23 protein-coding genes and 1 riboswitch are annotated in these 26,444 nt (G+C 71.7%); of the genes, 16 read left to right on the plus strand and 7 right to left on the minus strand.

Features of this window, described 5'->3' with window-relative positions; genetic code table 11:
- Positions 1-160 precede the first annotated feature (160 nt).
- The 3 genes from ACIF8T_RS03570 (at position 161) to ACIF8T_RS03580 (ending at position 5,357) form a co-directional block, all read left to right on the plus strand.
- Positions 161-1,381 (plus strand): sensor histidine kinase, encoded by a 1,221-nt coding sequence (locus ACIF8T_RS03570; RefSeq protein WP_400030689.1) that lies wholly within the window; start codon positions 161-163, stop codon positions 1,379-1,381.
- Entirely contained in the window at positions 1,378-2,061 is a 684-nt protein-coding gene (locus ACIF8T_RS03575; protein WP_400030691.1) for a response regulator, read from the plus strand. The genes ACIF8T_RS03570 and ACIF8T_RS03575 overlap by 4 nt, the downstream gene beginning before the upstream one ends.
- Positions 2,062-2,228: 167 nt before the next feature.
- Positions 2,229-5,357, plus strand: a complete 3,129-nt coding sequence (locus tag ACIF8T_RS03580; RefSeq protein WP_400030693.1) for an efflux RND transporter permease subunit — start codon at positions 2,229-2,231, stop codon at positions 5,355-5,357.
- A gap of 70 nt (positions 5,358-5,427) precedes the next feature.
- Here the strand turns inward: ACIF8T_RS03580 and nadA are convergent, their stop codons facing one another.
- Positions 5,428-6,612 carry a quinolinate synthase NadA gene (nadA, locus tag ACIF8T_RS03585; RefSeq protein WP_400030695.1) on the minus strand — a complete coding sequence of 395 codons (1,185 nt, stop codon included), beginning with the start codon at positions 6,610-6,612 and terminating at the stop codon, positions 5,428-5,430.
- A 380-nt stretch (positions 6,613-6,992) separates the two neighbouring features.
- Here nadA and ACIF8T_RS03590 point away from each other — a divergent pair, with 380 nt between their 5' ends.
- The gene (locus ACIF8T_RS03590) at positions 6,993-7,349 is read left to right on the plus strand and encodes an iron-sulfur cluster assembly accessory protein (protein ID WP_028422454.1); all 357 of its coding nucleotides are present in this window, start codon (positions 6,993-6,995) and stop codon (positions 7,347-7,349) included.
- Positions 7,350-7,461: 112 nt separating this feature from the next.
- Here ACIF8T_RS03590 and ACIF8T_RS03595 read toward each other — a convergent pair whose 3' ends face one another.
- Together ACIF8T_RS03595 and ACIF8T_RS03600 are read right to left on the minus strand one after the other, a co-directional pair.
- Positions 7,462-8,979, minus strand: a complete 1,518-nt coding sequence (locus tag ACIF8T_RS03595) for a hypothetical protein (RefSeq protein ID WP_400031480.1) — start codon at positions 8,977-8,979, stop codon at positions 7,462-7,464.
- Between the two features lie 680 nt (positions 8,980-9,659).
- Entirely contained in the window at positions 9,660-9,869 is a 210-nt protein-coding gene (locus tag ACIF8T_RS03600) for a hypothetical protein (protein ID WP_400030697.1), read from the minus strand.
- 130 nt (positions 9,870-9,999) lie between these two features.
- Between ACIF8T_RS03600 and ACIF8T_RS03605 the strand changes: the two genes are divergently transcribed.
- Positions 10,000-10,974: a carbohydrate kinase family protein gene (locus tag ACIF8T_RS03605; RefSeq protein WP_400030699.1), complete on the plus strand. Its 975-nt coding sequence runs from the start codon at positions 10,000-10,002 to the stop codon at positions 10,972-10,974.
- A 7-nt stretch (positions 10,975-10,981) separates the two neighbouring features.
- Here the strand turns inward: ACIF8T_RS03605 and ACIF8T_RS03610 are convergent, their stop codons facing one another.
- Positions 10,982-12,361 carry a cysteine desulfurase/sulfurtransferase TusA family protein gene (locus tag ACIF8T_RS03610; RefSeq protein WP_400030700.1) on the minus strand — a complete coding sequence of 460 codons (1,380 nt, stop codon included), beginning with the start codon at positions 12,359-12,361 and terminating at the stop codon, positions 10,982-10,984.
- 300 nt (positions 12,362-12,661) lie between these two features.
- Here ACIF8T_RS03610 and coxB point away from each other — a divergent pair, with 300 nt between their 5' ends.
- From coxB to ACIF8T_RS03630, 4 genes are all read left to right on the plus strand, one after another.
- On the plus strand, positions 12,662-13,621 hold the full coding sequence (coxB, locus tag ACIF8T_RS03615; protein WP_400030702.1) for a cytochrome c oxidase subunit II: 960 nt from the start codon (positions 12,662-12,664) through the stop codon (positions 13,619-13,621).
- Entirely contained in the window at positions 13,618-15,354 is a 1,737-nt protein-coding gene (gene ctaD, locus ACIF8T_RS03620) for a cytochrome c oxidase subunit I (RefSeq protein WP_400030704.1), read from the plus strand. The genes coxB and ctaD overlap by 4 nt, the downstream gene beginning before the upstream one ends.
- Positions 15,351-15,749, plus strand: coding sequence for a cytochrome c oxidase subunit 4 (locus ACIF8T_RS03625; RefSeq protein ID WP_400030706.1), 399 nt, complete (start codon positions 15,351-15,353; stop codon positions 15,747-15,749). Before ctaD ends, ACIF8T_RS03625 begins: the two co-directional genes overlap by 4 nt.
- Before the next feature lie 131 nt (positions 15,750-15,880).
- Positions 15,881-17,143, plus strand: coding sequence for an Ig-like domain-containing protein (locus ACIF8T_RS03630; protein WP_400030708.1), 1,263 nt, complete (start codon positions 15,881-15,883; stop codon positions 17,141-17,143).
- Between the two features lie 85 nt (positions 17,144-17,228).
- On the opposite strand, the gene ACIF8T_RS03635 is transcribed toward ACIF8T_RS03630, so the two are convergent.
- Positions 17,229-17,630 carry a hypothetical protein gene (locus ACIF8T_RS03635; protein WP_400030710.1) on the minus strand — a complete coding sequence of 134 codons (402 nt, stop codon included), beginning with the start codon at positions 17,628-17,630 and terminating at the stop codon, positions 17,229-17,231.
- A 145-nt stretch (positions 17,631-17,775) separates the two neighbouring features.
- Here ACIF8T_RS03635 and ACIF8T_RS03640 point away from each other — a divergent pair, with 145 nt between their 5' ends.
- From ACIF8T_RS03640 to ACIF8T_RS03665, 6 genes are all read left to right on the plus strand, one after another.
- Entirely contained in the window at positions 17,776-18,396 is a 621-nt protein-coding gene (locus ACIF8T_RS03640; protein ID WP_344608606.1) for a heme-copper oxidase subunit III, read from the plus strand.
- Positions 18,397-18,479: 83 nt separating this feature from the next.
- The gene (locus tag ACIF8T_RS03645; protein ID WP_400030712.1) at positions 18,480-19,289 is read left to right on the plus strand and encodes a c-type cytochrome; all 810 of its coding nucleotides are present in this window, start codon (positions 18,480-18,482) and stop codon (positions 19,287-19,289) included.
- Positions 19,286-20,344: a Rieske 2Fe-2S domain-containing protein gene (locus ACIF8T_RS03650; protein ID WP_400030714.1), complete on the plus strand. Its 1,059-nt coding sequence runs from the start codon at positions 19,286-19,288 to the stop codon at positions 20,342-20,344. Before ACIF8T_RS03645 ends, ACIF8T_RS03650 begins: the two co-directional genes overlap by 4 nt.
- Positions 20,341-21,978 (plus strand): cytochrome bc complex cytochrome b subunit, encoded by a 1,638-nt coding sequence (locus ACIF8T_RS03655; RefSeq protein WP_400030716.1) that lies wholly within the window; start codon positions 20,341-20,343, stop codon positions 21,976-21,978. The genes ACIF8T_RS03650 and ACIF8T_RS03655 overlap by 4 nt, the downstream gene beginning before the upstream one ends.
- A gap of 124 nt (positions 21,979-22,102) precedes the next feature.
- A complete protein-coding gene (gene trpD, locus ACIF8T_RS03660) occupies positions 22,103-23,167 on the plus strand; it encodes an anthranilate phosphoribosyltransferase (RefSeq protein WP_400031482.1) in 1,065 nt (354 codons plus the stop codon).
- An 84-nt stretch (positions 23,168-23,251) separates the two neighbouring features.
- A riboswitch (SAM riboswitch) is annotated at positions 23,252-23,368 on the plus strand.
- A 166-nt stretch (positions 23,369-23,534) separates the two neighbouring features.
- Positions 23,535-24,896, plus strand: coding sequence for an aminotransferase class V-fold PLP-dependent enzyme (locus ACIF8T_RS03665; protein ID WP_400030718.1), 1,362 nt, complete (start codon positions 23,535-23,537; stop codon positions 24,894-24,896).
- A gap of 99 nt (positions 24,897-24,995) precedes the next feature.
- Here ACIF8T_RS03665 and ACIF8T_RS03670 read toward each other — a convergent pair whose 3' ends face one another.
- Both ACIF8T_RS03670 and ACIF8T_RS03675 read right to left on the minus strand, forming a co-directional pair.
- Positions 24,996-25,277, minus strand: coding sequence for an Lrp/AsnC family transcriptional regulator (locus ACIF8T_RS03670; RefSeq protein ID WP_400030720.1), 282 nt, complete (start codon positions 25,275-25,277; stop codon positions 24,996-24,998).
- A complete protein-coding gene (locus ACIF8T_RS03675) occupies positions 25,274-26,017 on the minus strand; it encodes a rhomboid family intramembrane serine protease (protein ID WP_400030722.1) in 744 nt (247 codons plus the stop codon). Before ACIF8T_RS03675 ends, ACIF8T_RS03670 begins: the two co-directional genes overlap by 4 nt.
- Before the next feature lie 157 nt (positions 26,018-26,174).
- Here ACIF8T_RS03675 and ACIF8T_RS03680 point away from each other — a divergent pair, with 157 nt between their 5' ends.
- Positions 26,175-26,414 (plus strand): hypothetical protein, encoded by a 240-nt coding sequence (locus tag ACIF8T_RS03680; protein ID WP_400030724.1) that lies wholly within the window; start codon positions 26,175-26,177, stop codon positions 26,412-26,414.
- The last annotated feature ends 30 nt before the right edge of the window (positions 26,415-26,444 follow it).

The raw sequence follows: 26,444 nt of genomic DNA on the forward strand, positions 1-26,444 counted from the left end.
CGGGCGCGGGCAGGGCCCCGCGGCGCCGGACCGCGCGACCCACCCGGTCCGGACGGCGGCGCCGGCCGCCCGGGCAGAGGGCCGTACCGCGCCGGCTCCCGGCCGGCCGCACCGCCGGCGGTGTTCGCACGGACCCCCCGCCCCGATACCGTAAACACCCGTGAGCACCCTCCAGCGGGCCAAATGCCGGGCCAAGGCCCACCCCCTGGCCGTGGACGCGGCCCTGGCCGCAGGGGTCCTGGCCTGCATGGTCGCCGGCTCCTTCGTCGACCCGCACGGCCCCGACGGCGTCACCTGGGGCCTGCGCACCCCCGACCCGCTCAGCCTGCTGCTCATCGCCCTCTCCGCCGCCGCCCTGGTCTTCCGCCGCCGCGCCCCCCGCACCGTCCTCGCCCTCACCGGCGGCCTGACCGTCGTGGAGTCGCTGACCGGCCATCCCCGCGCCCCCGTGGCCATGGCCGCGGTCATCGCCCTCTACACCGTCGCCTCCACCACCGACCGCCCCACCACCTGGCGCGTCGGCCTGCTCACCATGACCGTCCTGACCGGCGCCGCCATGCTCGCCGGGCCGCTGCCCTGGTACGCCCAGGAGAACCTGGCGATCTTCGCGTGGACCGGCATCGGCGCCACCGCCGGCGACGCCGTCCGCAGCCGCCGCGCCGTCGTCCAGGCCATCCGGGAACGCGCCGAACGGGCGGAGCGCACCCGCGAGGAGGAGGCCCGCCGCCGCGTCGCCGAGGAGCGGCTGCGCATCGCCCGCGACCTGCACGACGTCGTCGCCCACCACATCGCGCTGGTCAACGTGCAGGCCGGGGTCGCCGCCCACGTCATGGACAAGCGCCCCGACCAGGCCAAGGAGGCCCTCGCCCACGTACGGGAGGCCAGCCGCTCCGCGCTCAACGAGCTGCGCGCCACCGTCGGCCTGCTGCGCCAGTCCGGCGACCCCGAGGCCCCCACGGAACCCGCCCCCGGCCTGGACCGGCTGGACGAACTCGCCGGCACCTTCCGCAGCGCGGGCCTGCACGTCGAGGTCGCCCGCGCCGACCAGGACACCACCCTGCCCGCCGCCGTCGACCTGGCCGCCTTCCGCGTGATCCAGGAGGCCCTGACGAACGTGCAGAAGCACGCCGGCCCGCGGGCCAAGGCGGAGGTCAGCGTCGTCCGGGTGGGACCGCACATCGAGATCACCGTCCTCGACGACGGCGGCGGCGAGGACCGCGCGCCCGCCGCCGGCGGCGGGCACGGCCTGCTCGGCATGCGCGAGCGCGTCACCGCCCTGCGCGGCACCCTCACCACCGGTCCCCGCTACGGAGGCGGGTTCCGCGTCCATGCGATCCTGCCGGTCAAGACCCGCACCCCCGCCGCGGAGGACCCCGTATGACGATCCGCGTCCTGCTCGCCGACGACCAGGCGCTGCTGCGCAGCGCCTTCCGGGTGCTCGTCGACTCCGAGCCCGACATGGAGGTCGTGGGCGAGGCGTCCGACGGCGCGGAGGCGGTGCGGCTCGCCCGCGAGCAGCGCCCCGACGTGGTGCTGATGGACATCCGCATGCCCGGCACCGACGGTTTCGCGGCCACCCGCGCGATCAGCGCCGACCCGGCCCTCGCGCACGTCCGCGTGGTGATCCTGACGACCTTCGAGGTCGACGACTACGTGGTGCAGTCGCTGCGCGCCGGCGCCTCCGGCTTCCTCGGCAAGGGCTCCGAACCGGAGGAACTGCTCAGCGCCATCCGGATCGCCGCCGGCGGGGAGGCCCTGCTGTCCCCGGCGGCCACCAAGGGCCTGATCGCACGCTTCCTCGCCCAGGAGGGCACCGCCGCCGGCGACCGCGACCCCGCCCGCTCCGAGCGGCTGGACTCCCTCACCGGCCGGGAGCGCGAGGTGCTGGTGCAGGTCGCCGGCGGACACTCCAACGACGAGATCGCCGAGCGGCTGGAGGTCAGCCCGCTGACCGTGAAGACGCACGTCAACCGGGCCATGGCCAAGCTGGGCGCCCGGGACCGCGCGCAGCTCGTGGTCATCGCCTACGAGTCCGGGCTGGTACGCCCGAGGGTGGACTGAGACCGGCGGGCCGTACTGCGCCGAGAGTACGCGCCGCCGCGGGAAATGGACCTCGGGCCTACACATCCACGCTCCGCCATGGCCCAGGGTGTAGGGGCGGGCGCTCCTTCGCGCTCCGCTCCCTGACCGTGTGCTTCTGCCGCTCCCAGAAGAGAGACCCTGAACCCATGTCCTGGCTGTCCAGATTCAGCCTCGCGCAGCGGGCCCTGATCGGGCTGATGTCGCTCATCGCCCTCGTCTTCGGGGCGATCGCGATACCCCAGCTCAAACAGCAGTTGCTGCCCACCATCGAACTGCCCGTGGTGTCCGTGCTGGCGCCGTACCAGGGCGCGTCCCCGGACGTGGTCGAGAAGCAGGTCGTCGAGCCCATCGAGGACAGCCTGGAGGGGGTCGACGGCATCACCGGCGTCACCTCCACGGCCAGCGAGGGCAACGCCCTGATCATGGCGTCCTTCGACTACGGCAACGACACCGAGCAGCTCGTCGCCGACGTCCAGCAGGCCGTCAACCGGGCCCGCGTCCTGCTCCCGGACGACGTGGACCCGCAGGTCGTCGCCGGTTCCACGGACGACATCCCGACCGTGGTCCTCGCCGTCACCTCGGACAAGGACCAGCAGGCCCTGGCCGACCAGCTCGACCGGACCGTCGTCCCCGACCTGGAGGACATCGAGGGCGTCGGCCAGGTCACCGTGGACGGTGTGCGGGACCTCCAGGTCACCGTCACCCCGGACGCCGCGAAGCTCGCCAGGGCCGGCCTGACCACGCAGTCCCTCGTCCAGGCACTGCAGGCGGGCGGCGCGACCGTCCCGGCCGGCTCCTTCGACGAGGACGGCACCAACCGCACCGTCCAGGTGGGCGGCGGCTACACCTCGCTGCGGCAGATCGAGGACCTGCGGGTGCGGCCCGCGTCCGGCGAGGGCAAGCCGGTCCGTCTCGGCGACGTCGCCGAGGTCGGCCGGCAGGAGGCCCGGGCCGACTCGATCACCCGCACCAACGGCAGGCCGAGCCTGTCGATCGCCGTCACCATGGACCACGACGGCAGCGCGGTCGCGATCTCCGAGGCCGTCCAGGACAAGCTGCCCGGGCTGCGCGAGGACCTCGGCTCCGGCGCCGCCCTCACCGTCGTCAGCGACCAGGGCCCGGCGGTGTCCAAGTCCATCGAGGGCCTGACCACCGAGGGCGCCCTCGGCCTGGTCTTCGCGGTCCTGGTGATCCTGGTCTTCCTCGCGTCGATCCGCTCCACCCTGGTGACGGCGGTGTCGATCCCGCTGTCCGTCGTCCTGGCGCTGATCGTGCTGTGGACCCGCGACCTGTCGCTGAACATGCTGACCCTGGGCGCGCTGACCATCGCCATCGGCCGGGTCGTCGACGACTCGATCGTGGTCCTGGAGAACATCAAGCGGCACCTCGGCTACGGCGAGGAGCGCCAGGAGGCCATCCTCAAGGCGGTCCGCGAGGTCGCGGGCGCGGTGACGTCCTCGACCCTCACCACGGTCGCCGTGTTCCTGCCGATCGGCCTGGTCGGCGGCATGGTGGGCGAGCTGTTCGGCTCGTTCAGCCTGACGGTCACGGCCGCCCTGCTGGCGTCCCTGCTCGTCTCGCTGACGGTCGTGCCGGTCCTGTCGTACTGGTTCCTGCGCGCCCCGAAGGGCACCCCCGAGGACGCGGCGGAGGCCCGCCGCCTCGCCGAGGAGAAGGAGGCCAGGAGCCGCCTGCAGCGCCTGTACGTCCCGGTCCTGCGCTTCGCGACCCGCCGCCGCCTGACGAGCCTGGCCATCGCGCTCGTCGTCCTCGTCGGCACGTTCGGCATGGCGCCCCTGCTGAAGACCAACTTCTTCGACCAGGGCGAGCAGGAGGTCCTCACCGTCAAGCAGGAGCTGGAGCCCGGCACCAGCCTCGCGGCGACGGACGCCCGGGCGAAGGAGGTCGAGAAGCTGCTCGCCGGCACGGACGGCGTCAAGGACTACCAGGTCACGGTCGGCTCGTCCGGCTTCCTGGCGGCCTTCGGCGGCGGCACGGACAGCAACCAGGCCTCGTACCAGGTGATGCTGGAGGACTCGGCGTCCTCGAAGGACGTGCAGGACCGCCTGGAGAAGGGGCTGGAGGAGCTCGACGGCGTCGGCACCACCACCGTCGGGGCCGGTGACGGCTTCGGCAACCAGGACCTGAGCGTGGTCGTGAAGGCCGCCGACGCGGACGTGCTGCGCAAGGCGGCGGAGCAGGTCCGCGCGGCCGTGGCCGGCCTGGACGACGTCACCGACGTCACCAGCGACCTCGCGCAGAGCGTGCCCCGCATCTCGGTCAAGGCCAACGCGAAGGCCGCCGCCGCGGGCTTCGACGACCAGACCCTCGGCGCGGCCGTCGCCCAGGCGGTCCGCGGCACCACCGCCGCCAAGGCGGTCCTGCGGGACACCGAGCGGGACGTCGTCATCACGCCCGCGAAGCCGGCCCGGACGCTGAAGGAGCTCCGCGAGCTGCGCCTGGGCGCGGTGAAGCTGGGCGACATCGCCACCGTGCGGGTGGTGGACGGCCCGGTGTCGATGACCCGGATCGACGGCCAGCGCGCGGCGACCGTCACCGCCAAGCCGACCGGCGACAACACCGGCGCGGTGAGCACCCGGCTCCAGTCCGAGATCAACGCGCTGAAGCTCCCGGCGGGCGCCACGGCCGAGATCGGCGGCGTCACGCAGGACCAGGACGACGCGTTCAAGAACCTGTTCCTGGCCATGCTGGCGGCGATCGCGATCGTCTTCATGCTGCTGGTGGGCACCTTCCGGTCGCTGGTCCAGCCGCTGATCCTGCTGGTCTCCGTCCCGTTCGCGGCGACCGGCGCGATCGGCCTGCTGGTGGCGACGGGCACCCCGATGGGCGTCCCGGCGATGATCGGCATGCTGATGCTGATCGGCATCGTGGTGACCAACGCCATCGTGCTGATCGACCTGATCAACCAGTACCGGAGCCAGGGCCACGGCATCGTCGAGGCCGTCGTGGAGGGCGGCCGGCACCGGCTGCGCCCGATCCTCATGACGGCCCTGGCGACGATCTTCGCCCTGCTGCCGATGGCCCTGGGCATCACCGGCGAGGGCGGCTTCATCGCCCAGCCGCTGGCCGTGGTCGTGATCGGCGGCCTGGTGACCTCGACCCTCCTGACCCTGCTCCTCGTCCCGACGCTCTACGCGATGCTGGAGCTCCGCAAGGAGCGCCGGGCGCGCAAGCGGGCGGCGAAGAAGGCGGGGAAGTCCGGCGGGCCGGCCCCGTCGCGGGCGTCGGACGAGCCGGAGCCCGCGGAGGTCTGAGCAGGCCCGGACGGAAGGAGGCCCACCCGGCATCGAGGTGTCCGGGTGGGCCTCCGTCTCGGGGAGCCGCCTACGGCAGGGCCAGCATGCGCTCCAGGGCGAGCTTGGCGAACGCCTCGGTCTCCTCGTCGACCTCGATGCGGTTGACGAGCTTGCCCTCGGCGAGCGACTCCAGCGCCCAGACCAGGTGCGGCAGGTCGATGCGGTTCATCGTGGAGCAGAAGCAGACCGTCCGGTCGAGGAAGACGATCTCCTTGCCCTCGGGCGCGAAACGGTTCGCCAGGCGGCGGACCAGGTTCAGCTCCGTGCCGATGGCCCACTTCGAGCCGGCCGGGGCCGCCTCCAGCGTCTTGATGATGTACTCGGTCGAGCCGACATGATCCGCGGCGGCGACGACCTCGTGCCGGCACTCGGGGTGGACGAGCACGTTCACGCCCGGGACGCGCTCGCGCACGTCGTTCACCGAGTCGAGGCTGAAGCGGCCGTGCACCGAGCAGTGGCCGCGCCACAGGATCATCTTCGCGGCGCGCAGCTCGTCCGCCGTCAGGCCGCCGTTCGGCTTGTGCGGGTTGTAGACGACGCAGTCCTCCAGCGACATGCCCATGTCCCGCACCGCCGTGTTCCGGCCGAGATGCTGGTCGGGCAGGAACAGGACCTTCTCGCCCTGCTCGAAGGCCCACTCCAGGGCCCGCCGGGCGTTGGAGGAGGTGCAGATCGTGCCGCCGTGCCTGCCCGTGAACGCCTTGATGTCGGCGGACGAGTTCATGTACGACACCGGCACGACCTGCTCGGCCACCCCGGCCTCGGTCAGCACGTCCCAGCACTCGGCGACCTGCTCGGCCGTGGCCATGTCGGCCATGGAGCAGCCGGCGGCCAGGTCCGGCAGGACGACCTTCTGGTCGTCGGACGTCAGGATGTCCGCGGACTCCGCCATGAAGTGCACACCGCAGAACACGATGTACTCGGCCTCCGGCCGCGCCGCCGCGTCCCGGGCCAGCTTGAAGGAGTCGCCCGTGACGTCGGCGAACTGGATGACCTCGTCGCGCTGGTAGTGGTGGCCGAGCACGAAGACCTTGTCCCCGAGCTTCTCCTTCGCCGCGCGGGCGCGCTCCACCAGGTCCGGGTCGGACGGCGAGGGCAGGTCGCCGGGACACTCCACACCGCGCTCGCTCCTCGGGTCGGCCTCGCGGCCGAGGAGCAGCAGGGCGAGGGGCGTCGGCTGTACGTCGAGCTCCTGGGTCTGGGCGGTGGTCACGACACGCACCCTTTCTGTTCTGCGGCTCGCCGGGACCGGACTGCGGGGGCAGAGCGGACCCGGCGGGACAATGCGGGACACCGTTGCGACTTTTCGTCGTTTTGACGCTATCTATCATAACCGCTTCACGTCATATTGACGATGGCCATAGCGTCCATGTGACGTGAATCCCGAAGAGCCGCCGTTCATTCCCCTGCGGCGCCCTTCGGGGCGTCCGGCAGGCCCCCGCCGGAGCCGTTTTCCGCCGCGGGAGCCGTGTGCGAGCATGAAGGGGAGACCGAGGGAACCGGAAAGACACGCGCCCGCCCCGGAATGAATCCGAGGCCCCGCCGGTTGCAACCGTCGGCAAGCAGTCTCCGTACAAACCGGGAGAGATGTAGATGTCCGTATCGGACGAGACCACCACCGTCACCGACGGCATCATCCTGACCGACGCCGCCGCGGCCAAGGTCAAGGCCCTGCTCGACCAGGAAGGCCGTGACGACCTCGCGCTGCGCGTCGCCGTCCAGCCCGGCGGCTGCTCCGGCCTGCGCTACCAGCTCTTCTTCGACGAGCGTTCCCTCGACGGTGACGTGGAGAAGGACTTCGGCGGTGTGAAGGTCGTCACCGACCGGATGAGCGCTCCGTACCTGGGCGGTGCCACCATCGACTTCGTGGACACCATCGAGAAGCAGGGCTTCACGATCGACAACCCGAACGCGACGGGTTCCTGCGCCTGCGGCGACTCCTTCAGCTGAGCCGCCCGCCGGACGGCGGACACGACGAAGGCGGCGGCCCCCGCGCACAGGGGCCGCCGCCTTCGGGCTGTCCGCTCCCCGGTCCCCGGTGGGCTACCGGATCCCCGGTGGGCTACCGGGTCCGCGAGGGCGGGGCCGGCAGCCGCGCCCCGTCCTTGCGCAGCGGAATCGGCTCGCCGTCCGGTCCGACGACCTCCCGGTCCCCGAGCGGCCCGTCCAGCCGCACGGTCTGCTGGTACTGCTTGGCGATCAGGATGCACACCTTGCCCGGCCAGGGCGTCTCGCGCACCGTGACCGTCACCCGGTCCGCGCTCTCGCTCGCCGTCGCCTCGTAGTCCGCGCACACCCCGCCCGTGAAGGCCACGGTGAGCTCCCCGCCCTCGGCGGTGTAGCCCTCGACGTCCACGTCCCGCGGGGCGGGCGCCGACCCGTCGCCCGGGCCGGTCGGCCGCGGGCTGGGCCGGTCGGTCGGCTGCCCGGACGCCTCCGGCGCGGCCAGGTACGCGGGTTCCACCGCCGGGTACGTCACCGTGAAGACGTCCTGCGCGCCCGGCGCCCGCACCGTGTACAGCCACGACGGCACCAGCGCCCGGCCGCCGCCCACGTGGTGCGCGGCGAGTCCGAACACCGCCTTCTCCACGGTGATCGCCTCCTTCCGCGGAACCTCCGTGGAGGGCGCGCACGGGTCCTGCTCCCCGTCGTCCAGCGGGACCGGCGTGGCACAGCCGCCGATGCCGGCCCGGCCGTCGCCCGCCGTCCCGGCGTTCATCAGGTCCAGCGCCTCGCGGGCGCCGACCACGGGGTACGTGTCGCCCTTCACCGGCGCCTTCAGCTGGCCGCTGCCGCCGACCACCTCGCCCTGCGCGCCGACGACGACCCCGGTCGTCCAGCCGTAGGTCGGCAGTCCGCCGACCACCGGGTCGGCGTTCACCACCCGCCGGGCGCCCATGACCTGCGTCGCGTCCACCTTCGCGGCGTCCTGGCCGACCGCCTTCAGCACCGGCGCGGCCGCCTCGCGTGCCGCCCGCTCGCTCACCGGGTCGCCGGCCGGGGGCACCTGCTCCCCGGTGCAGGCCGCCGGCTTCCGGCAGTCGTCGGTGCCCGGGGCGTACCGGTGGAACGTCCAGGCGCCCGGCGCCCGCCGGGTCACCTGCAGGCTCGGCCCCTGGCCGTCCTTGCCGGACCCGACCCGCCAGGTCTGCCCCTCGGCGACGGGTGTCCCGTCCACCCCGAGGGCCTCGGCCAGCCGCGCCACCTCCTCCTCGGTGACCTCGCCCCGCGCCCGGTACACGGGCGCCGAGTCCGGGCCGTCCGGGAGCGGGGCGCCGGCCCGGTAGGTGGCGCCGTACGGGTCGGGCTCGCCCGGCGCGATGCCGTTCGTGCCGCCCTCGGTGTGACCGTCCAGGACGAGCGGCGGGGGAGTGCCGTCGCCGGCCGGCGCCCCGGACGACGTCCCCGAGTCCGCCCCGCCGAACGCGTTCGCGGCGAGGTAGGCCCCGCCGCCCCCGACGAGCAGCACGGCCGCGGCGACGGACGCGACCACGGGGATCCCGCGCCGCCGGACGGACGGCCCGGCACCGGGACCGCCGGCCCGCGCCGCGCCGCTGCCGCCGTCGATGTCACGGCCGATGTCGCTGTCGCTGTCGATGTCGGCGGCACGGACCGCGCCGCCACCTGCGGCTCCGGCCCTGCCGCCGGCGCCGGAGCGTGTCGTACCGCCCCCGTCGGCGGCGGCCGGTGCGCCGCTCTCCGGCGCACCGGCCCTGTCGGCGGGTGCGTCCGCGCCCCCGCCGTCCGCGCCCCCGCCGTCCGCGGCCGCGGCGTCGCCGGGCTCGGCTCCGGAGCCCCGCGGCACGGAGCGCGGCCCGCCGGGGTGCCGGGCCGCATCCGGGTCCTGGGCCGCCTCGGAGTCCTGGACCGTATCCGGGTCCAAGGGCGCCTCGGAGTCCTGAGCCGTATCCGGGTCCAAGGGCGCCCCGGAGTCCTGGACCGTATCCGGGTCCTGGGCCGCCCCGGAGTCCTGGGCCGCCCCGGAGCGGGGACCCACGGACGCCCCGGTCCCACCGTCACCGGCAGCGCCCCCGGTCTCCCGGACGCTCTCGGGAGTCCCGGCGGTGCCGGGCCCGGTCTCGGCGTCGTCGTGGTCGGGTCGCTCGGTGTTCACCGCATCGCTCCTTCGGCCGTGTCCCGGACGACCCCGGCCCGTTCCGAACGGGCCGCTGACGGGTCGTATCCCGCATCCTCTTAACGGGGGACAGCGATGGGACGCAGCGGGGGAGCACCCGGTTCCCCGCCGGGGCGACGGCCGGCTCAGTCGCCGTAGTCCGACATCGCGTCCAGGAGACGGGCCGACGCCGGCGGCACGGACACGCCGTGGATGAGGGACGGCGGGACCGGCGCGGCGGCCGCCCGCTCGGGCGCCTCCCAGTGGGGAGCCATCCGGGCACAGTCACCGCGCAGCGCCGCCAGGCCGCCTTCGAGATCGGCCGGATCGGGGGTGTGGACCTTGAAGTTCGTCATAGCGGCACCGTAGGCACGCCGCGACTCACGAAGAAAGATCTACTATCGGGTAGTTTTGCCTGCTTCAGGGCCGGGGTCCTTCCCGGTAGCGTGAACTGTCAACCTGCCGCCCTCCGGGAGATTCCACGCCGTGCGCATCGCAGTCACCGGCTCCATCGCCACCGACCACCTCATGACCTTCCCCGGCCGCTTCGCCGACCAGCTCGTGGCGGACCAGCTGCACACGGTCTCGCTGTCGTTCCTGGTCGACAAGCTCGACGTGCGCCGGGGAGGGGTCGCCGCGAACATCGCCTTCGGCATGGGCCAGCTCGGCACCCGCCCGATCCTGGTCGGCGCGGCGGGCTCCGACTTCGACGAGTACCGGGCCTGGCTGGACCGGCACGGCGTCGACACCGACTCGGTCCGCATCTCCGAGACCCTGCACACCGCCCGCTTCGTGTGCACCACCGACGCCGACCACAACCAGATCGGCTCCTTCTACACCGGCGCGATGAGCGAGGCCCGCCTCATCGAGCTGAAGACCGTCGCCGACCGCGTCGGCGGGCTCGACCTGGTCCTCATCGGCGCCGACGACCCGGAGGCGATGCTCCGCCACACGGAGGAGTGCCGCTCGCGGTCCATCCCGTTCGCCGCCGACTTCTCCCAGCAGATCGCCCGCATGGACGGCGAGGAGATCCGCATCCTGCTCGACGGGGCGACGTACCTGTTCTCCAACGAGTACGAGAAGGGCCTCATCCAGACGAAGACGGCCTGGTCGGACGAGGAGATCCTGTCCCGCGTCGGCTACCGCGTCACCACCCTCGGCGCGCGCGGCGTGCGCATCGAGCGGGCCGGCGAGGACCCCGTCGAGGTCGGCTGCCCGGAGGAGGAGCGCAAGGCCGACCCGACCGGCGTCGGCGACGCCTTCCGCGCCGGCTTCCTGTCCGGCCTGGCCTGGGGCGTCTCCCTGGAGCGCGCCGCCCAGGTCGGCTGCATGCTCGCCACGCTGGTCATCGAGACCGTCGGCACCCAGGAGTACCAGCTGCGCCGCGGCCACTTCATGGAGCGCTTCACCAAGGCGTACGGCGACGAGGCCGCCGCCGAGGTGCAGGCCCACCTGAGCTGAGCGGCCGTCAGGAGAGCCGGCGGACCACGTAGGCCGAGCCCCGCTCCGCCGGCTCCTCACCGACGTACTCCTGGCCCCGCATCTCGCACCACGCCGGGATGTCCAGCCGGGCGGCCTCGTCGTCCGCGAGGACGCGCACGGTGCCGCCCACCGGGACGTCGCCGATGACCTTGGCCAGCTCGATCACCGGGATCGGGCAGCGCCGGCCGACCGCGTCCACCACGACGGCGCCGGCCTCCCGGACCACCTCCGAGGCGGCCGGCGCGCCCAGCTTCCCGCGCACCGCCGCCACCGCCCGCGGCAGCACCTCCAGGAACCGGTCGACGTCCCCGGCGGCCGTCCCCCTCGGCAGCGACACCCGCACGTTGCCCTCGCTGAGCACGCCCATCGCCTTCAGCACGTGACTCGGCGTCAGTGTGCTGCTGGTGCACGACGAACCGGACGACACCGAGAAGCCCGCCCGGTCCAGCTCGTGCAGCAGGGCCTCCCCGTCGACGTAGAGACACGAGAAGGTGACGGTCCCCGGCAGCCGGCGCACCGGGTCGCCGACCACCTCGGTGTCCGGCACCAGCTCCGGCACCCGCGCCCGGACGAGCTCCGTCAGTTCCCGCAGCCGCGCGGCCTCCTGGGCCGCCTCGGCCCGCACGGCGCGCAGCGAGGCCGCCGCCGCCACGACCGCCGGGATGTTCTCGAAGCCCGGGGCCCGCCCCGACTCCCGCTCGTCCGCCGGCCCCCGGGGCGCGAACCGCACGCCCTTGCGCACCACCAGCAGCCCGACGCCCGACGGCCCGCCCCACTTGTGCGCGCTGGCCGCCAGCAGCGACCAGTCGCCCTCCACCGGCCCCCAGCCCAGCGACTGCGCCGCGTCCACCAGCAGCGGCACGCCCGCCTCCCGGCAGGCCCGGGCCACCTCGGCCACCGGCTGCTCGGTCCCCACCTCGTGGTTGGCGGACTGCAGGCAGGCCAGCGCGGTCCCCGGCCGCAGCGCGGCGGCGTACGCCGCCGGGTCCACCCGGCCGCCCCGGTCGACGGCGACCCGCGTGACCGTGCCCCCGTCGGCCTCGTGCACCTCGGCCGCGTGCAGCACCGAGGAGTGTTCGACCGCCGACACGATCAGGTGACGCCCGGCGCGACGGCGCCCGGCCAGCGCCCCGGCGATCCCGTCGTGCACCGCCCGCGTCCCCGAGGACGTGAACACCAGCTCGTCCGCCCGGCAGCCCACGGCCTCCGCCGCCGCCTCCCGCGCGGCGTCCAGCAGCATCCGGGCCCGCCGCCCCTCCCGGTACAGCCGTGCGGGATCGGCCCACCCCTCGTCCAGCGAGGCGTGCAGCGCCTGCCGGGCGACGGGATGGAGGGGAGCACTGGAAGCAGCATCGAAGTAGCCCACACCGCAACGCTAGACGCCCGGAAGCGGAACCCGCCGCCGGGGGCGCGGGGGACCGCGCGACCGGCCGTCGACCGGCCGCGGACGCCTGACCGCCTTCGGAACGGAGCTGCCGGGCACCCCGCTCCCACCCCTTCGGGGTGACCCGCGGCGCGTATGCCACCCTCCCCGCGAACCCCCGGAGGGCGTCGGCTAGGGTTTGGTCCGCATAAACATCCAAACCCCTGCCCGACGCAGGGCGGCGACCGACCAGCGAGAAGGCCGCAGCCAACAGCGCGGGCGAGACTCTCGGGAAGGCGCTACGTGAGTCCCAACGGCTCCGACCGCTCGCCGCGGCGCCCGATGCGGCGGAAGCTGCTGCAGGCACTGACCGCGGGCCTGGTCCTGGCGACCGCCACCGGTTGCACATGGGAGGACTTCCCCCGCCTTGGTATGCCCACCCCCACGACGGAAGAGGCTCCGCGGATCCTCTCCCTGTGGCAGGGGTCCTGGGCTGCCGCGCTCGCCGTGGGCGTGCTGGTGTGGGGCCTGATCCTGTGGAGTGCTTTCTTCCACCGGCGCAGCCGCACCAAGGTCGAAGTTCCTCCGCAGACCCGGTACAACATGCCCATCGAGGCGCTGTACACGGTCGTCCCGCTCATCATCGTCTCGGTCCTCTTCTACTTCACGGCCCGCGACGAGTCCGAGCTCCTCAGCATGAAGAAGAAGCCCGACGTGACGGTCAACGTCGTCGGCTTCCAGTGGAGCTGGTGCTTCAACTACGTCGAGAGCGTCGACGGTTCGTCCGGTGACGCCACGACCTCCAAGGAACTGAACGCCATCCCGGACCGCTACCGGGACGACTTCCCGGCCGGCGCCGGCGGCGTCTACGACTGCGGTGTCCCCGGCACGCGGAACCCGCAGAACGGCAACCCCGGCCCGACCCTCTGGCTCCCCAAGGGCAAGACGGTCCGCTTCGTCCTGACCTCGCGCGACGTCATCCACTCCTTCTGGGTGCTGCCGTTCCTGATGAAGCAGGACGTCATCCCGGGCCACACCAACGCCTTCGAGGTGACCCCCAACAAGGAGGGCACCTTCCGGGGCAAGTGCGCCGAGCTGTGCGGCGTCGACCACTCCCGGATGCTGTTCAACGTGAAGGTCGTCTCCCCGGAGCGCTACGAGCAGCACCTCAAGGACCTCGTGAAGAAGGGGCAGACCGGTTACGTTCCCGCCGGCATCGAGCAGGCGGGACCTGAGAAGAACCGGGAGTCGAACATCCTGTGAGCATCCTCAACGAACCCCAGGGTGCCGCGGCAGCAGGGTCCCACTACGAGGACGAGCTGCCGGTCCGGCGCCAGAACCGCGGCAGCGTCGTGATCAAGTGGCTGACGACCACGGACCACAAGACGATCGGCACGCTGTACCTGGTCACGTCGTTCATCTTCTTCTGCATCGGTGGCGTCATGGCACTCGTCATGCGCGCCGAGCTGGCCCGGCCGGGCCTGCAGATCATGTCGAACGAGCAGTTCAACCAGGCGTTCACGATGCACGGCACGATCATGCTGCTGATGTTCGCGACGCCGCTGTTCGCCGGTTTCGCGAACTGGATCATGCCGCTGCAGATCGGCGCGCCGGACGTGGCGTTCCCGCGGCTGAACATGTTCGCCTACTGGCTCTACCTGTTCGGCTCCCTGATCGCGGTGGCCGGCTTCCTCACCCCGCAGGGTGCGGCCGACTTCGGCTGGTTCGCCTACACCCCGCTGTCGGACGCGGTCCGCAGCCCGGGCGTCGGCGCCGACATGTGGATCATGGGCCTGGCCTTCTCCGGCTTCGGCACCATCCTCGGCTCGGTCAACTTCATCACCACGATCATCTGCATGCGCGCCCCGGGCATGACGATGTTCCGCATGCCGATCTTCACCTGGAACGTCCTGCTGACCGGTGTGCTGGTCCTGCTGGCCTTCCCCGTCCTGGCCGCGGCGCTGTTCGCGCTGGAGGCGGACCGCAAGTTCGGCGCGCACATCTTCGACGCCCAGTACGGCGGCTCCCTGCTGTGGCAGCACCTCTTCTGGTTCTTCGGACACCCCGAGGTGTACATCATCGCCCTGCCGTTCTTCGGCATCATCAGTGAGGTCATCCCGGTCTTCTCCCGCAAGCCGATGTTCGGCTACATGGGCCTGATCGCGGCGACCATCGCCATCGCGGGTCTGTCCGTGACGGTGTGGGCGCACCACATGTACGTCACCGGCGGTGTGCTGCTGCCGTTCTTCTCCTTCATGACGTTCCTGATCGCGGTCCCGACCGGTGTGAAGTTCTTCAACTGGATCGGCACCATGTGGAAGGGCTCGCTGTCCTTCGAGACCCCGATGCTGTGGACGCTGGGCTTCCTCATCACCTTCACCTTCGGTGGTCTGACCGGCGTCATCCTGGCCTCGCCGCCGATGGACTTCCACGTCTCGGACTCGTACTTCGTGGTGGCCCACTTCCACTACGTCGTCTTCGGCACCGTCGTCTTCGCGATGTTCGCCGGCTTCCACTTCTGGTGGCCGAAGTTCACCGGCAAGATGCTCGACGAGCGCCTCGGCAAGATCACCTTCTGGACGCTGTTCATCGGCTTCCACGGCACCTTCCTGGTCCAGCACTGGCTGGGCGCCGAGGGCATGCCGCGCCGGTACGCGGACTACCTCGCGGCCGACGGCTTCACCGCCCTGAACACGATCTCGACGATCGCCTCGTTCCTGCTCGGCATGTCGATCCTGCCGTTCTTCTACAACGTGTGGAAGACGGCCAAGTACGGCAAGCCGGTCGGCGTCGACGACCCGTGGGGCTACGGCCGCTCCCTGGAGTGGGCGACCTCCTGCCCGCCGCCGCGGCACAACTTCCTCACCCTGCCGCGGATCCGCAGCGAATCCCCGGCGTTCGACCTGCACCACCCGGAGATCGCCGCTCTCGACCAGCTCGAGAACGTCGGCCACGGTGACAAGGCCCTCGCTGGCGGCAAGGAGGCCGGCAAGTGAAGATCCAGGGCAAGATGTTCATGGGGCTGAGCGCCTTCATCCTGGTGATGGCGATCGTCTACGGCTGGTGGTCCAAGGAGCCGGCCGGCACCACGGCCCTCTTCCTGGCCTTCGGCCTGGCCATCATGATCGGCTTCTACCTCGGCTTCACGGCCAAGCGGGTCGACGTGGGCGCCCAGGACAACAAGGAGGCGGACGTCGCGGACGACGCCGGCGAGGTCGGGTTCTTCAGCCCGCACAGCTGGCAGCCGCTCTCCCTGGCCATCGGCGGCGCCTTCGCCTTCCTGTCGATCGCCCTCGGCTGGTGGCTGATGTACTTCTCGGCTCCGCTGATCCTGATCGGCCTGTGGGGCTGGGTCTTCGAGTACTACCGCGGCGAGAACCGCACCCAGTAGCACACACCGGCGCCGCGCGAACCCGGACACTCCGCCAGGAGCGTCCGGGTTCGCGCGTTCGCAGCAGGGACAATCACCCGTACGGGCTGATCCAAAGCGCCGGTGCCGACGCGCCTTCCTACGTTGAGGCCATGAGCCACACACCGCGGACCACCACCGTCGCCGGCTGCACGCTGCTGGCGGTCGCCCTCGGCGCGGGCCTCACCGCCTGCGACGGGGACGACAATCCGCTCGCCGCCGCGCCCTACGACGCGGCGGACCAGATCTCGTTCAGCGGCCCCGGCGGCGCCGGACGGAAGGCCGACCCGGACAAGCCCCTGGAGGTCGTCGCCGAGGGCTCCGACGGGCGCATCACGGACGTCACGGCGATGGACACCTCGGGCCGGTACGTGGCCGGCGAGCTGTCCGCCGACGGCCGCCGCTGGCACAGCACCTCACCGCTGGCCGCCGACGCCCGCTACACGGTGCGCGTCAGCACCGAGAACGGGGACGGGGCCCCCGGCCGCAAGGTCCTCACCTTCGTCACCGGCAAGCCCGGCGCCCAGAAGCGCCTGGACGTCGCCTTCGGGCCCGAGGCGGGCACCTACGGCGTCGGGCAGCCCCTCACGGCCGAACTGAGCGATCCCGTCACGGACCCCGCCCAGCGGGCCGTCGTCGAGCGCGGCCTCCGGGTCAGCTCCACGCCCGCGGTGCAGGGCGCCTGGCACTGGGTGGACGACAAGGAGCTCCACTACCGCCCCGCGGAGTACTGGCCCGCGCACACCACCGTCCAGGTGCGCAGCAACCTGGCGGGCATCAAGATCGGCGACCGGCTGCGCGGCGGCACCACCGCGCCGCTGAGCCTCACCATCGGGGACGAGGTCATCGCCGTCACGGACGCCGCCGCGCACTCCATGACGGTCTTCAAGAACGGCGAGGAGATCAGGAAGATCCCCGTCACCACGGGCAAGCCCGGCTTCGACACCCGCAACGGCATCAAGGTCGTCCTCGGCAAGGAACCCTTCGTACGCATGCGCAGCACGACCATAGGCATAGCCGAGGGCTCGTCGGAGGCGTACGACCTGCCGGTGCACTTCGCCACCCGGGTGACCTGGAGCGGCGAGTACGTGCACGCCGCCCCCTGGTCCACCGGCTCCCAGGGCTACGCCAACGTCAGCCACGGCTGCACCGGCATGAGCATGGAGAACGCCGAGTGGTTCTTCGACGCGGTCCGCGAGGGCGACGTCGTCAGCGTGGTCAACTCGGCCGGCCACACCATGGAACCCTTCGGCAACGGCTTCGGCGACTGGAACCTCACCTGGGACCAGTGGCGCGCGGGCAGCGCCCTGACGGCCGGCGGCCCGCAGGCCCCGGAACAGCAGGAGGCGGCGCGCCTTCGCCCGGCAGCGGCGTAGGACGGGCCCCGAGGGGCCCGGGGAACCGCCCCGCGGCCCCGGGGGTCCGCGGCCGCCCCCGGGGCCGGCGGAGGCTCCCGGGCCCTCAGGCGCTCTGCAGCCGCTCCTGCCGCAGCAGGGACGCCAGCGCCGCCGCGAACTCCACGGGCTCCACGGGCAGCGCCACCGCCGCGTCGGCCCGGCTCCAGGTGGCCAGCCAGGCGTCCTGGGGCCGCCCGATCAGCAGCAGCACCGGCGGGCAGCCGAAGACCTCGTCCTTGATCTGCCGGCACAGCCCCATGCCGCCCATGGGCACGGCCTCCCCGTCCAGGACGCAGACGTCGATGCCGCCCTTGTCCAGCTCCCTGACGACGGCCGCCGGAGTCGCGCACTCCACGAACTCCACGACCGGGGCGTCCGGAGCCGGCCGCCGTCCGGTGGCCAGCCGCACCTGTTCGCGGGTGTTGGAGTCGTCGCTGTAGACCAGCACCGTGGCGGTCGGCTGCATTGTTCCTCCGTGACGTCAGCGTCGTAAGGACAGGCCCGTTGGGGCGGATGCTACTCCCATGAACACCACGTCAACACCGGTACGACCGGTCGAGACACTCCGAACGGCACCCCCCGGAGTGAGGGCGGGATAAGCGACCGACATAATGTCGGTCGTGGCGACAGCAACGACAGTAGAAACCGGGCACGCGCACCCGTCGGTCAATCGACCGAACCTCACCAGCGTCGGAACCATCATCTGGCTGAGTTCCGAGCTGATGTTCTTCGCGGCCCTCTTCGCGATGTACTTCACCCTGCGATCGGTGACCGGGCCCGACTTCTGGTCGGAGAAGGCCGACGCCCTGAACTTCCCGTTCTCGGCGACGAACACCACGATCCTGGTGCTCTCCTCCCTCACCTGCCAGCTCGGCGTGTTCGCCGCCGAGCGCGGTGACGTGAAGAAGCTCCGGATGTGGTTCATCGTCACCTTCATCATGGGCGCGATCTTCATCGGCGGCCAGGTCTTCGAGTACACCGAGCTGGTCAAGCACGAGGGCCTGTCGCTCTCGTCCGACCCGTACGGCTCGGTCTTCTACCTGACCACCGGCTTCCACGGCCTGCACGTGACGGGCGGACTCATCGCCTTCCTGCTGGTCCTGGGCCGGACCTACGCGGCTCGGAGGTTCACCCACGAGCAGGCGACCGCGGCCATCGTCGTGTCCTACTACTGGCACTTCGTCGATGTCGTCTGGATCGGCCTCTTCGCCACGATCTACATGATCAAGTAGCCGGGTCCGCATCCGCGAGCGCTCCTCCGCGAGCGCACATCCCAGAAGCATCGACGCAGAAGATCCTGACACCGGGGTAATCCGTGAAAAAGCTCTCCGCACGACGACGCCACCCGCTGGCGGCGCTCGTCGTCCTACTCCTCGCGCTGGCATGCACCGGGGGGCTGTACGCCGTGCTCGCACCGACGAGCAAGGCGCAGGCCGACGAAACCGCCCAGTCCCTCACCATTGAGGAGGGCAAGAAGCTCTATGCGGTCGGCTGCGCCAGCTGCCACGGCACCGGCGGTCAGGGCACCACTGACGGCCCGCCCCTCGTCGGTGTCGGCGCCGCGGCCGTCGACTTCCAGGTGGGCACCGGCCGTATGCCGGCCCAGCAGCCCGGCGCGCAGGTGCCGGACAAGAAGAACATCTACTCGCAGGCCGAGATCGACCAGCTGGCCGCGTACATCGCCTCCCTGGGCGCCGGTCCCGCCGTCCCCACCGAGGAGCAGTACGGACCGGAGGGCGCGGACATCGCCAAGGGCGGTGACCTCTTCCGGACCAACTGCGCGCAGTGCCACAACTTCACCGGCAAGGGTGGCGCGCTGACGCACGGCAAGTACGCGCCGAGCCTCGAAGGCGTCTCCCCGAAGCACATCTACGAGGCCATGCAGACCGGCCCGCAGAACATGCCCTCGTTCCCCGACACCACGCTGACCGAGCAGAACAAGAAGGACATCATCGCGTACCTGAACGCGGTCAACGGCGAAGAGAGCGAGAGCTACGGCGGCCTCGAACTGGGCGGCATCGGCCCGGTGGCCGAGGGCCTGTTCGGCTGGATCTTCGGTCTCGGCGGCCTGATCGCCGTCGCCGTGTGGGTCGCCGCCCGGACCGCAAAGGCGAAGAAGTCATGAGCAGCCAAGACATTCCAGAAGAGAACCTGCCCGTAGCGCAGGACACCGCACACGGCGCGGTGGGCCTGGCGGACGAGAAGCACCCGTTCGCCGACCCGGGCCTGCCGCCCCACGAGCACCGGATCCAGGACATCGACGAGCGGGCCGCCAAGCGGTCCGAGCGCACGGTCGCCCTGCTGTTCACGGTGTCGATGCTGGCCACCATCGCCTTCATCGCCTCGTACGTGGCGATCCCCGTCGAGCGGACGGCCTACATCTTCCCGCTCGGGCACGTCAGCGTGCTGAACTTCGCGCTCGGTCTGACGCTCGGCATCGCGCTGTTCACCATCGGCGCGGGCGCGGTCCACTGGGCCCGCACCCTGATGTCCGACCTGGAGATCGCCGACGAGCGGCACCCGATCGAGGCCTCCCCCGAGGTCCGCGAGAAGGTGCACGCCGACTTCAAGGTCGGCGCCCAGGAGTCGCAGCTCGGCCGCCGCAAGCTGATCCGCAACACGATGCTCGGCGCGCTCACGCTGGTGCCGCTCTCCGGTGTCGTGCTGCTGCGCGACCTCGGCCCGCTGCCCGAGGAGAAGCTGCGCCACACCCTGTGGTCCAAGGGCAAGCTGCTCGTCAACATGAACACGAACGAGCCGCTGCGTCCCTCCGACGTCGCGGTGGGCTCGCTCACCTTCGCCAAGCCCGAGGGCCTGGAGGAGCACGACCACGGGTTCCAGAACGAGATCGCCAAGGCCGCCCTGATGATCGTCCGGATCCAGCCGGACGACATCAAGGACAAGCGCGAGCTCGAGTGGTCGCACGAGGGCATCGTGGCGTACTCGAAGATCTGCACCCACGTCGGCTGCCCGATCTCCCTGTACGAGCAGCAGACGCACCACGTGCTGTGCCCCTGCCACCAGTCCACCTTCGACCTCGCCGACGGAGCCCGGGTCATCTTCGGGCCCGCCGGCCACGCCCTGCCGCAACTGCGCATCGGCGTGAACGACGAGGGCTACCTCGAAGCGCTCGGCGACTTCGAAGAGCCCGTCGGTCCTGCTTTCTGGGAGCGCGGATGAGCACTACATCCACCAACGAGTCCCGCTCTCGCGGGAAGACACCGGCCGGCGAGCGCGTCGCCGACTGGGCCGACGGCCGGCTGGGGATCTACTCCCTGGCCAAGGCCAACATGCGCAAGATCTTCCCGGACCACTGGTCCTTCATGCTGGGCGAGATCTGCCTGTACAGCTTCCTCATCATCATCCTCACGGGTGTGTACCTGACGCTGTTCTTCCACCCGTCGATGAACGAGGTGGAGTACCACGGCAGCTACGTCCCGATGCAGGGCCAGCTGATGAGCGAGGCCTACAAGTCGACGCTGGACATCAGCTTCGACGTGCGCGGCGGTCTGCTGATCCGGCAGATCCACCACTGGGCGGCGGTCATCTTCCTGGCCGGCATGTTCGTGCACATGATGCGCGTCTTCTTCACCGGCGCGTTCCGCAAGCCGCGTGAGATCAACTGGCTGTTCGGCTTCCTGCTGTTCGTCCTGGGCATGTTCACCGGTTTCACCGGCTACTCGCTCCCGGACGACCTGCTCTCCGGCACCGGTGTCCGCTTCACGCAGGGCGCGATCCTGTCCATGCCGATCGTCGGCACGTACATCTCGATGTTCCTGTTCGGCGGCGAGTTCCCCGGCGACGACTTCGTCGCCCGGTTCTACTCGATCCACATCCTGCTGCTGCCGGGCATCATGCTCGGGCTCGTGGTGGCCCACCTGATCCTGGTCTTCTACCACAAGCACACGCAGTTCGCGGGTCCCGGACGCACCAACAACAACGTCGTCGGCATGCCGCTGCTGCCGGTCTACATGGCCAAGGCCGGAGGCTTCTTCTTCCTGGTCTTCGGCTTCACCGCCGTGCTCGCCGGCATCGCGTCCATCAACCCGATCTGGGTCCTGGGCCCGTACCGTCCGGACCAGGTGTCCACGGGCGCCCAGCCCGACTGGTACATGGGCTTCGCCGAGGGCCTGGTCCGCGCCATGCCGGGCTGGGAGATCAACTTCTGGGGCCACACCCTGGTCCTGGGCGTCTTCGTCCCGCTGGTGCTCTTCGGCCTGTTCCTGGCGCTGATCGCCCTCTACCCGTTCCTCGAGTCGTGGGTCACCGGCGACAAGCGCGAGCACCACATCCTGGACCGTCCGCGCAACGCCCCGACCCGCACCGCGCTGGGCGTCGCCTGGATCACCGCGTACATGATCATGCTGATCGGTGGTGGCAACGACATCATCGCCACCCACTTCCACCTGTCGATCAACGCGGTCACCTGGTTCGTCCGGATCGGCTTCTTCGCCGGACCGGTCGTCGCCTTCGTCATCACCAAGCGGATCTGCCTCGGCCTCCAGCGCCGGGACAAGGACAAGGTGCTGCACGGCCGCGAGGCCGGCATCATCAAGCGCCTGCCGCACGGTGAGTTCATCGAGGTGCACGAGCCGCTCAGCCAGGAGCAGATGTACACGCTCACGGCACACGAGCAGTACAAGCCGGCCGAGATCGGCCCGGCGGTCGACGAGAACGGCGTCGAGCGCAAGGCCAAGGGCTCCGAGAAGCTGCGCGCCAAGCTCAGCAAGGCGTACTACGGCCCGGAGTCGCAGATCCCGAAGCCCACCGTCGAGGAGTACAGGGAGATCACGAGCGGCCACGGCCACCACTGATCGCTGCGTTCGCCACGCCACGGCCGAAGGGCCCCGTCCGATGTCCGGACGGGGCCCTTCGCCGTGCCCCGGGCTGGATAGGGTGGAAACCACCACCGAGGCGTACGACGACCAGGAGCGGCTGATGAGCGCTGTGACCCCCGCCGGAGGCGACCACGCGGCGGCCCGCACCTGGCCCGCCCTGCTGAACGGCCTGCTGGCCGGCCGGGACCTGTCCGCGGACGACACCGCCTGGGCGATGGACCTGATCATGCGCGGCGAGGCGACCGACGCGCAGATCGCCGGCTTCGCGGTGGCGCTGCGCGCCAAGGGCGAGACGGTCCAGGAGATCAACGGCCTCGTGCGGACGATGTACGAGCACGCCAACGTGATCGAGGTGCCGGGCGCCACGGTCGACATCGTCGGCACGGGCGGCGACGGCGCCAAGACCGTCAACATCTCCACCATGTCGGCGATCGTCGTCGCGGGGACGGGCGCCAAGGTCGTCAAGCACGGCAACCGGGCGGCGTCGTCGGCCTCGGGCGCCTCGGACGTCCTGGAGAAGCTCGGCGTCAACCTGGAACTGCCCGTGCGGCGGGTCGCCGAGGTCGCCGAGCAGGCCGGGATCACCTTCTGCTTCGCGGTGAAGTTCCACCCGTCGCTGCGTCACGTGGCCGCCGCCCGCGGCCAGCTGGGCATCCGCACGACCTTCAACGTGCTGGGTCCGCTGACCAACCCGGCGCGGGTCGGGGCGCAGGCGGTCGGCGTCGCGGACCCGCGCATGGCGCCGATCGTCGCGGGCGTCCTCGCCGAGCGCGGCAACTCCTCGCTGGTGTTCCGCGGTGACGACGGCCTCGACGAGCTGACCACCACCGCCACCTCCCGGGTGTGGGTCGTCCGCGACGGCAAGGTGACCGAGGAGACCTTCGACCCCCGGGACGTCGGCCTGGAACTGGTGCCGGTGGAGGCGCTGCGGGGCGCGGACGCGTCGTACAACGCCGAGGTCGCCCGCCGTCTGCTGGACGGCGAGAGCGGACCGGTCCGGGACGCGGTGCTGCTCAACTCCGCTGCGGCGCTGGTGGCCCTGCGGCCGGCGGACGCGCCGTTGGCCGAGCAGATCCGGGCCGGCATGGCGCAGGCCGCCGAGTCCATCGACTCCGGGGCGGCCAAGCGGACGCTGGAGCGCTGGGTGGCGGCCAGCAACGCCTGAACCGCACGCGGTGTGACGCAAGGCGCAGTCCAGGATCCGGACTGCGCCTTGCGCGCCGATGATCGTGTGGCAAGATGCTGAACAGGTCATGAGCGACAGCCATTCGGCCCCGGCCGGCTGTCCGGCAACCCTCCGTCCGTGGCGGGGTGCCCCGGGTGAGGACCAGGTCGTGGACAGCAGGGTCCACGGCAAGCGCGGACCCCTCGCGTCACCAGGGGTCCTGGTCGTTCGAGGGAGCCTTCCGTGAGCAAGCGAATGCGTTAGGGCCGCAGAGCCCCGCCTCCGCACGCCCTTTTCCTTCTTCTCCGCGCCGGAGCCGTGTGCGCTCGCGCGGTGATGCCACCTGCTCTGTCACGGGAGTTCCGCCATGTCCGTCTCCAGCGCTGCCGCCGACCGGTCCGTCCGCACCCCGCTGCCCGTTCTGGGCCGGGACGTCACCGTCCCCCTCGTCACCGGCGGCGAGGTCGCCTACGCCGCGCTCGACTACGCGGCCAGCGCCCCGGCCCTGCAGCGGGTCTGGGACGACGTGGCGGCGTACGCGCCCTACTACGGCAGCGTCCACCGGGGCGCCGGGTACCTCTCGCAGCTCTCGACCGACCTGTTCGAGAACGCCCGCGCCACGGTCGCCGGGTTCCTCGACTGCCGGGAGACCGACCAGGTGGTGTTCACCCGCTCGACCACCGACTCCCTCAACCTGCTCGCCGCCGCGCTGCCCGCCGGCTGCCAGGTCTTCGTCTTCGAGACCGAGCACCACGCCGCGCTGCTGCCCTGGCGGGACGCCCGGGTCACCTGCCTGGACGCCCCCGGCAGCCCCGACGAGGCCGTCGGGACGCTGGAGCGCGCCCTGGCCGACCGCGATCCCCACGGCCCGGCCCTGGTGTGCGTCACGGGCGCCTCCAACGTCACCGGCGAGCTGTGGCCCGTACGGGAACTGGCCGCCGCCGCGCACGCGCACGGTGCTCGGATCGTCCTGGACGCCGCCCAGCTGGCCCCGCACCACCCGGTGAGCGTCCGGGAGCTGGACGTCGACTGGATCGCTTTCTCCGGGCACAAGCTGTACGCCCCGTTCGGCTCCGGGGTCCTGGCCGGCCGCGCCGACTGGCTGCGGGAGGCCGAGCCGTACCTCGCGGGCGGCGGCGCCAGCCGCAAGGTCACCCGGCGCGCGGACGGGGGCGTGGACGTGGAGTGGCACGAGGGCGCCGCCCGCCACGAGGCCGGCTCGCCCAACGTCATCGGCGCCTACGCCGTCGCCTCCGCCTGCAAGGCGCTCACCGAGGCCGGCTGGGAGACGCTGGTCGCCCGGGAGCAGCACCTGATCCGCCGGGTGCGCGAGGGCCTGGCCGACGTGCCCGAGGTGCGGATCCTGTCGCTGTTCGGCGACGACGCCCCGCGCGTCGGCGTGATCTCCTTCGTCGTCGAGGGCTGGAACAGCTCCCACTTCGCCGCCGCCCTGTCCGCCGAGTACGGCATCGGCGTCCGCGACGGCCTCTTCTGCGCCCACCCCCTGGTGCGCCGGCTGCTCGGCAGCGACCCGCAGACGCAGGGCGAGTGCGGGGCCCCCGAGGCCGCGCCCGGCGAGAAGTCGCTGAACGCCGTCCGGGTCAGCTTCGGGGCGGGCACCCCCGACGAGCACGTCGACCGCTTCGTGCGCGCGGTGCGGGAGCTGGTGCGCGAGGGCGCGCGGTGGACCTACCGGACCGAGGACGGCCGCTGCGTCCCGGCGGTGTGATCCCCGCCGGGGGCGGCGTCCGGGAGGGGCGCGGGGAACGGCGCGGCCGGCCGCCGGCCGCGCGTCGGCCGCGTCCCGCGGGCGCCCGGCCGGCCCGCGTCAGGAGTCGAGCCCGATGGCGAACGCGGCCTCCAGGTCGTGCTGCGAGTACGTGCGGAACGCGACGTGCGTGTCCGTCGCCTCCACGCCCGGGATCTTGCTGATGCTGCCGGGGATGACCTCCGCGAGGTCCTCGTGCCGGCTGACCCGCACCATCGCGATGAGGTCGTAGGTCCCCGTGACGGAGAAGACCTCGCTGACGCTGTCCAGCGCGGCGATCTGCTCGGCGATCTCCGGAATGCGGTCCACGCTGGTCTTGATGAGGACGATCGCGGTGATCACGGCTGGTTCTCTCCCTCGGACGCCGGGGCCGGTGCGGCCCTCACTCTAGTCCCACGGCCGGACCGGGCCCACGCGAAGGCGAAGCCCAGCCCGAATCCCACCAGGTGGGCCAGGTAGGCCACGTCCGGCCCCCGGGACTCCCGTCCCGCCGCGAGCCACTGCAGGACCGCCCAGAACGGCAGCACGACCCACGCCGGGAAGCGCACGGGCAGGAAGAACAGGAACGGCAGGAGACTGGTCACCCGGGCCCGCGGGAACAGGAAGAGGAAGGCGCCGAGGACCGCCGAGATCGCCCCCGAGGCGCCGACCAGGGACTGCTCGGAGTCCGTGTTGGCCACCGCGTAGCCCAGCAGCGCCAGGTAGCCGCAGCCGACGTAGAACAGGGTGAACCGCAGCCGGCCCATGCGTTCCTCGGTCATCGCCCCGAAGACGTAGAGGAACAGCATGTTGCCGAGCAGGTGCACCCAGCTGCCGTGGACGAAGAGCGCCGTGGCGGGCGTGAGGGCCGCCGCGGGGGACGTGTCGAACAGGTCTGCGGGGATCACGCCCCAGCGGCGGAAGTAGGCGCGCTGCGCGGCGAGCAGGGCGTCTCCGGAGCCGTACGCGGGGTTGAGCCCCGAGGCCGGGGAGAGCACGAAGAGCAGGCAGCACAGGACGATCAGGGTGTACGTCACCGGTGCCGACGGACCCCGGACCCGCTCGCTCGCCCCGCCGGCCGACGCGCTCCACATGCTGATCATGACCACAGAGCATGACGTACCGGGACGCAAGCCGACAGATCGCCTCGCCGCCGTGGACGGGCGGGCGGCGAGGAGCCGCCAGGCCGTAGGGTTACGAGCCACACGCACCGGGGAGTCCGGCGCGTCACGGACACTAGAAGGAAGGCGAACAGTCACGATGACGGTTCCCCTGCCGACCGCCACGACGCGGTGGCGCTGCACCCTCTGCGGCAACCTCACCCGGTTCGACGTGACGCGCTCGTCGAAGGTCGTCGAGTACGTCCACCTCGATCTGGCCGGTGAGCCGCAGGTCGAGGAGCGCGAGGTGCTCAGTGAGACCATCGAGTCCGTGCGCTGCCGCTGGTGCAACGCCGTGGACCAGGTGGAACTCGTGGACAGGCCGGGCGCCGGCTCCTGACGGAACCGGCCCCGCACAGGCATTGGGGTG

The organism is Streptomyces sp. NPDC085946, assembly GCF_044540485.1.
In the GTDB taxonomy this organism is placed as follows: Bacteria; Actinomycetota; Actinomycetes; order Streptomycetales; family Streptomycetaceae; genus Streptomyces.

Bases quoted from the DNA above. Each gene is read 5' to 3' on its own strand.
- ACIF8T_RS03575 (WP_400030691.1), top strand. From the start codon at position 1,378: ATGACGATCCGCGTCCTGCTCGCCGACGACCAGGCGCTGCTGCGCAGC.
- ACIF8T_RS03580 (WP_400030693.1), top strand. From the start codon at position 2,229: ATGTCCTGGCTGTCCAGATTCAGCCTCGCGCAGCGGGCCCTGATCGGG.
- ACIF8T_RS03590 (WP_028422454.1), top strand. From the start codon at position 6,993: ATGTCCGTATCGGACGAGACCACCACCGTCACCGACGGCATCATCCTG.
- ACIF8T_RS03600 (WP_400030697.1), bottom strand. From the start codon at position 9,869: ATGACGAACTTCAAGGTCCACACCCCCGATCCGGCCGATCTCGAAGGC.
- ACIF8T_RS03630 (WP_400030708.1), top strand. From the start codon at position 15,881: ATGAGCCACACACCGCGGACCACCACCGTCGCCGGCTGCACGCTGCTG.
- ACIF8T_RS03635 (WP_400030710.1), bottom strand. From the start codon at position 17,630: ATGCAGCCGACCGCCACGGTGCTGGTCTACAGCGACGACTCCAACACC.
- ACIF8T_RS03640 (WP_344608606.1), top strand. From the start codon at position 17,776: ATGTCGGTCGTGGCGACAGCAACGACAGTAGAAACCGGGCACGCGCAC.
- ACIF8T_RS03650 (WP_400030714.1), top strand. From the start codon at position 19,286: ATGAGCAGCCAAGACATTCCAGAAGAGAACCTGCCCGTAGCGCAGGAC.
- ACIF8T_RS03655 (WP_400030716.1), top strand. From the start codon at position 20,341: ATGAGCACTACATCCACCAACGAGTCCCGCTCTCGCGGGAAGACACCG.
- trpD (WP_400031482.1), top strand. From the start codon at position 22,103: ATGAGCGCTGTGACCCCCGCCGGAGGCGACCACGCGGCGGCCCGCACC.
- ACIF8T_RS03665 (WP_400030718.1), top strand. From the start codon at position 23,535: ATGTCCGTCTCCAGCGCTGCCGCCGACCGGTCCGTCCGCACCCCGCTG.
- ACIF8T_RS03675 (WP_400030722.1), bottom strand. From the start codon at position 26,017: ATGATCAGCATGTGGAGCGCGTCGGCCGGCGGGGCGAGCGAGCGGGTC.
- ACIF8T_RS03680 (WP_400030724.1), top strand. From the start codon at position 26,175: ATGACGGTTCCCCTGCCGACCGCCACGACGCGGTGGCGCTGCACCCTC.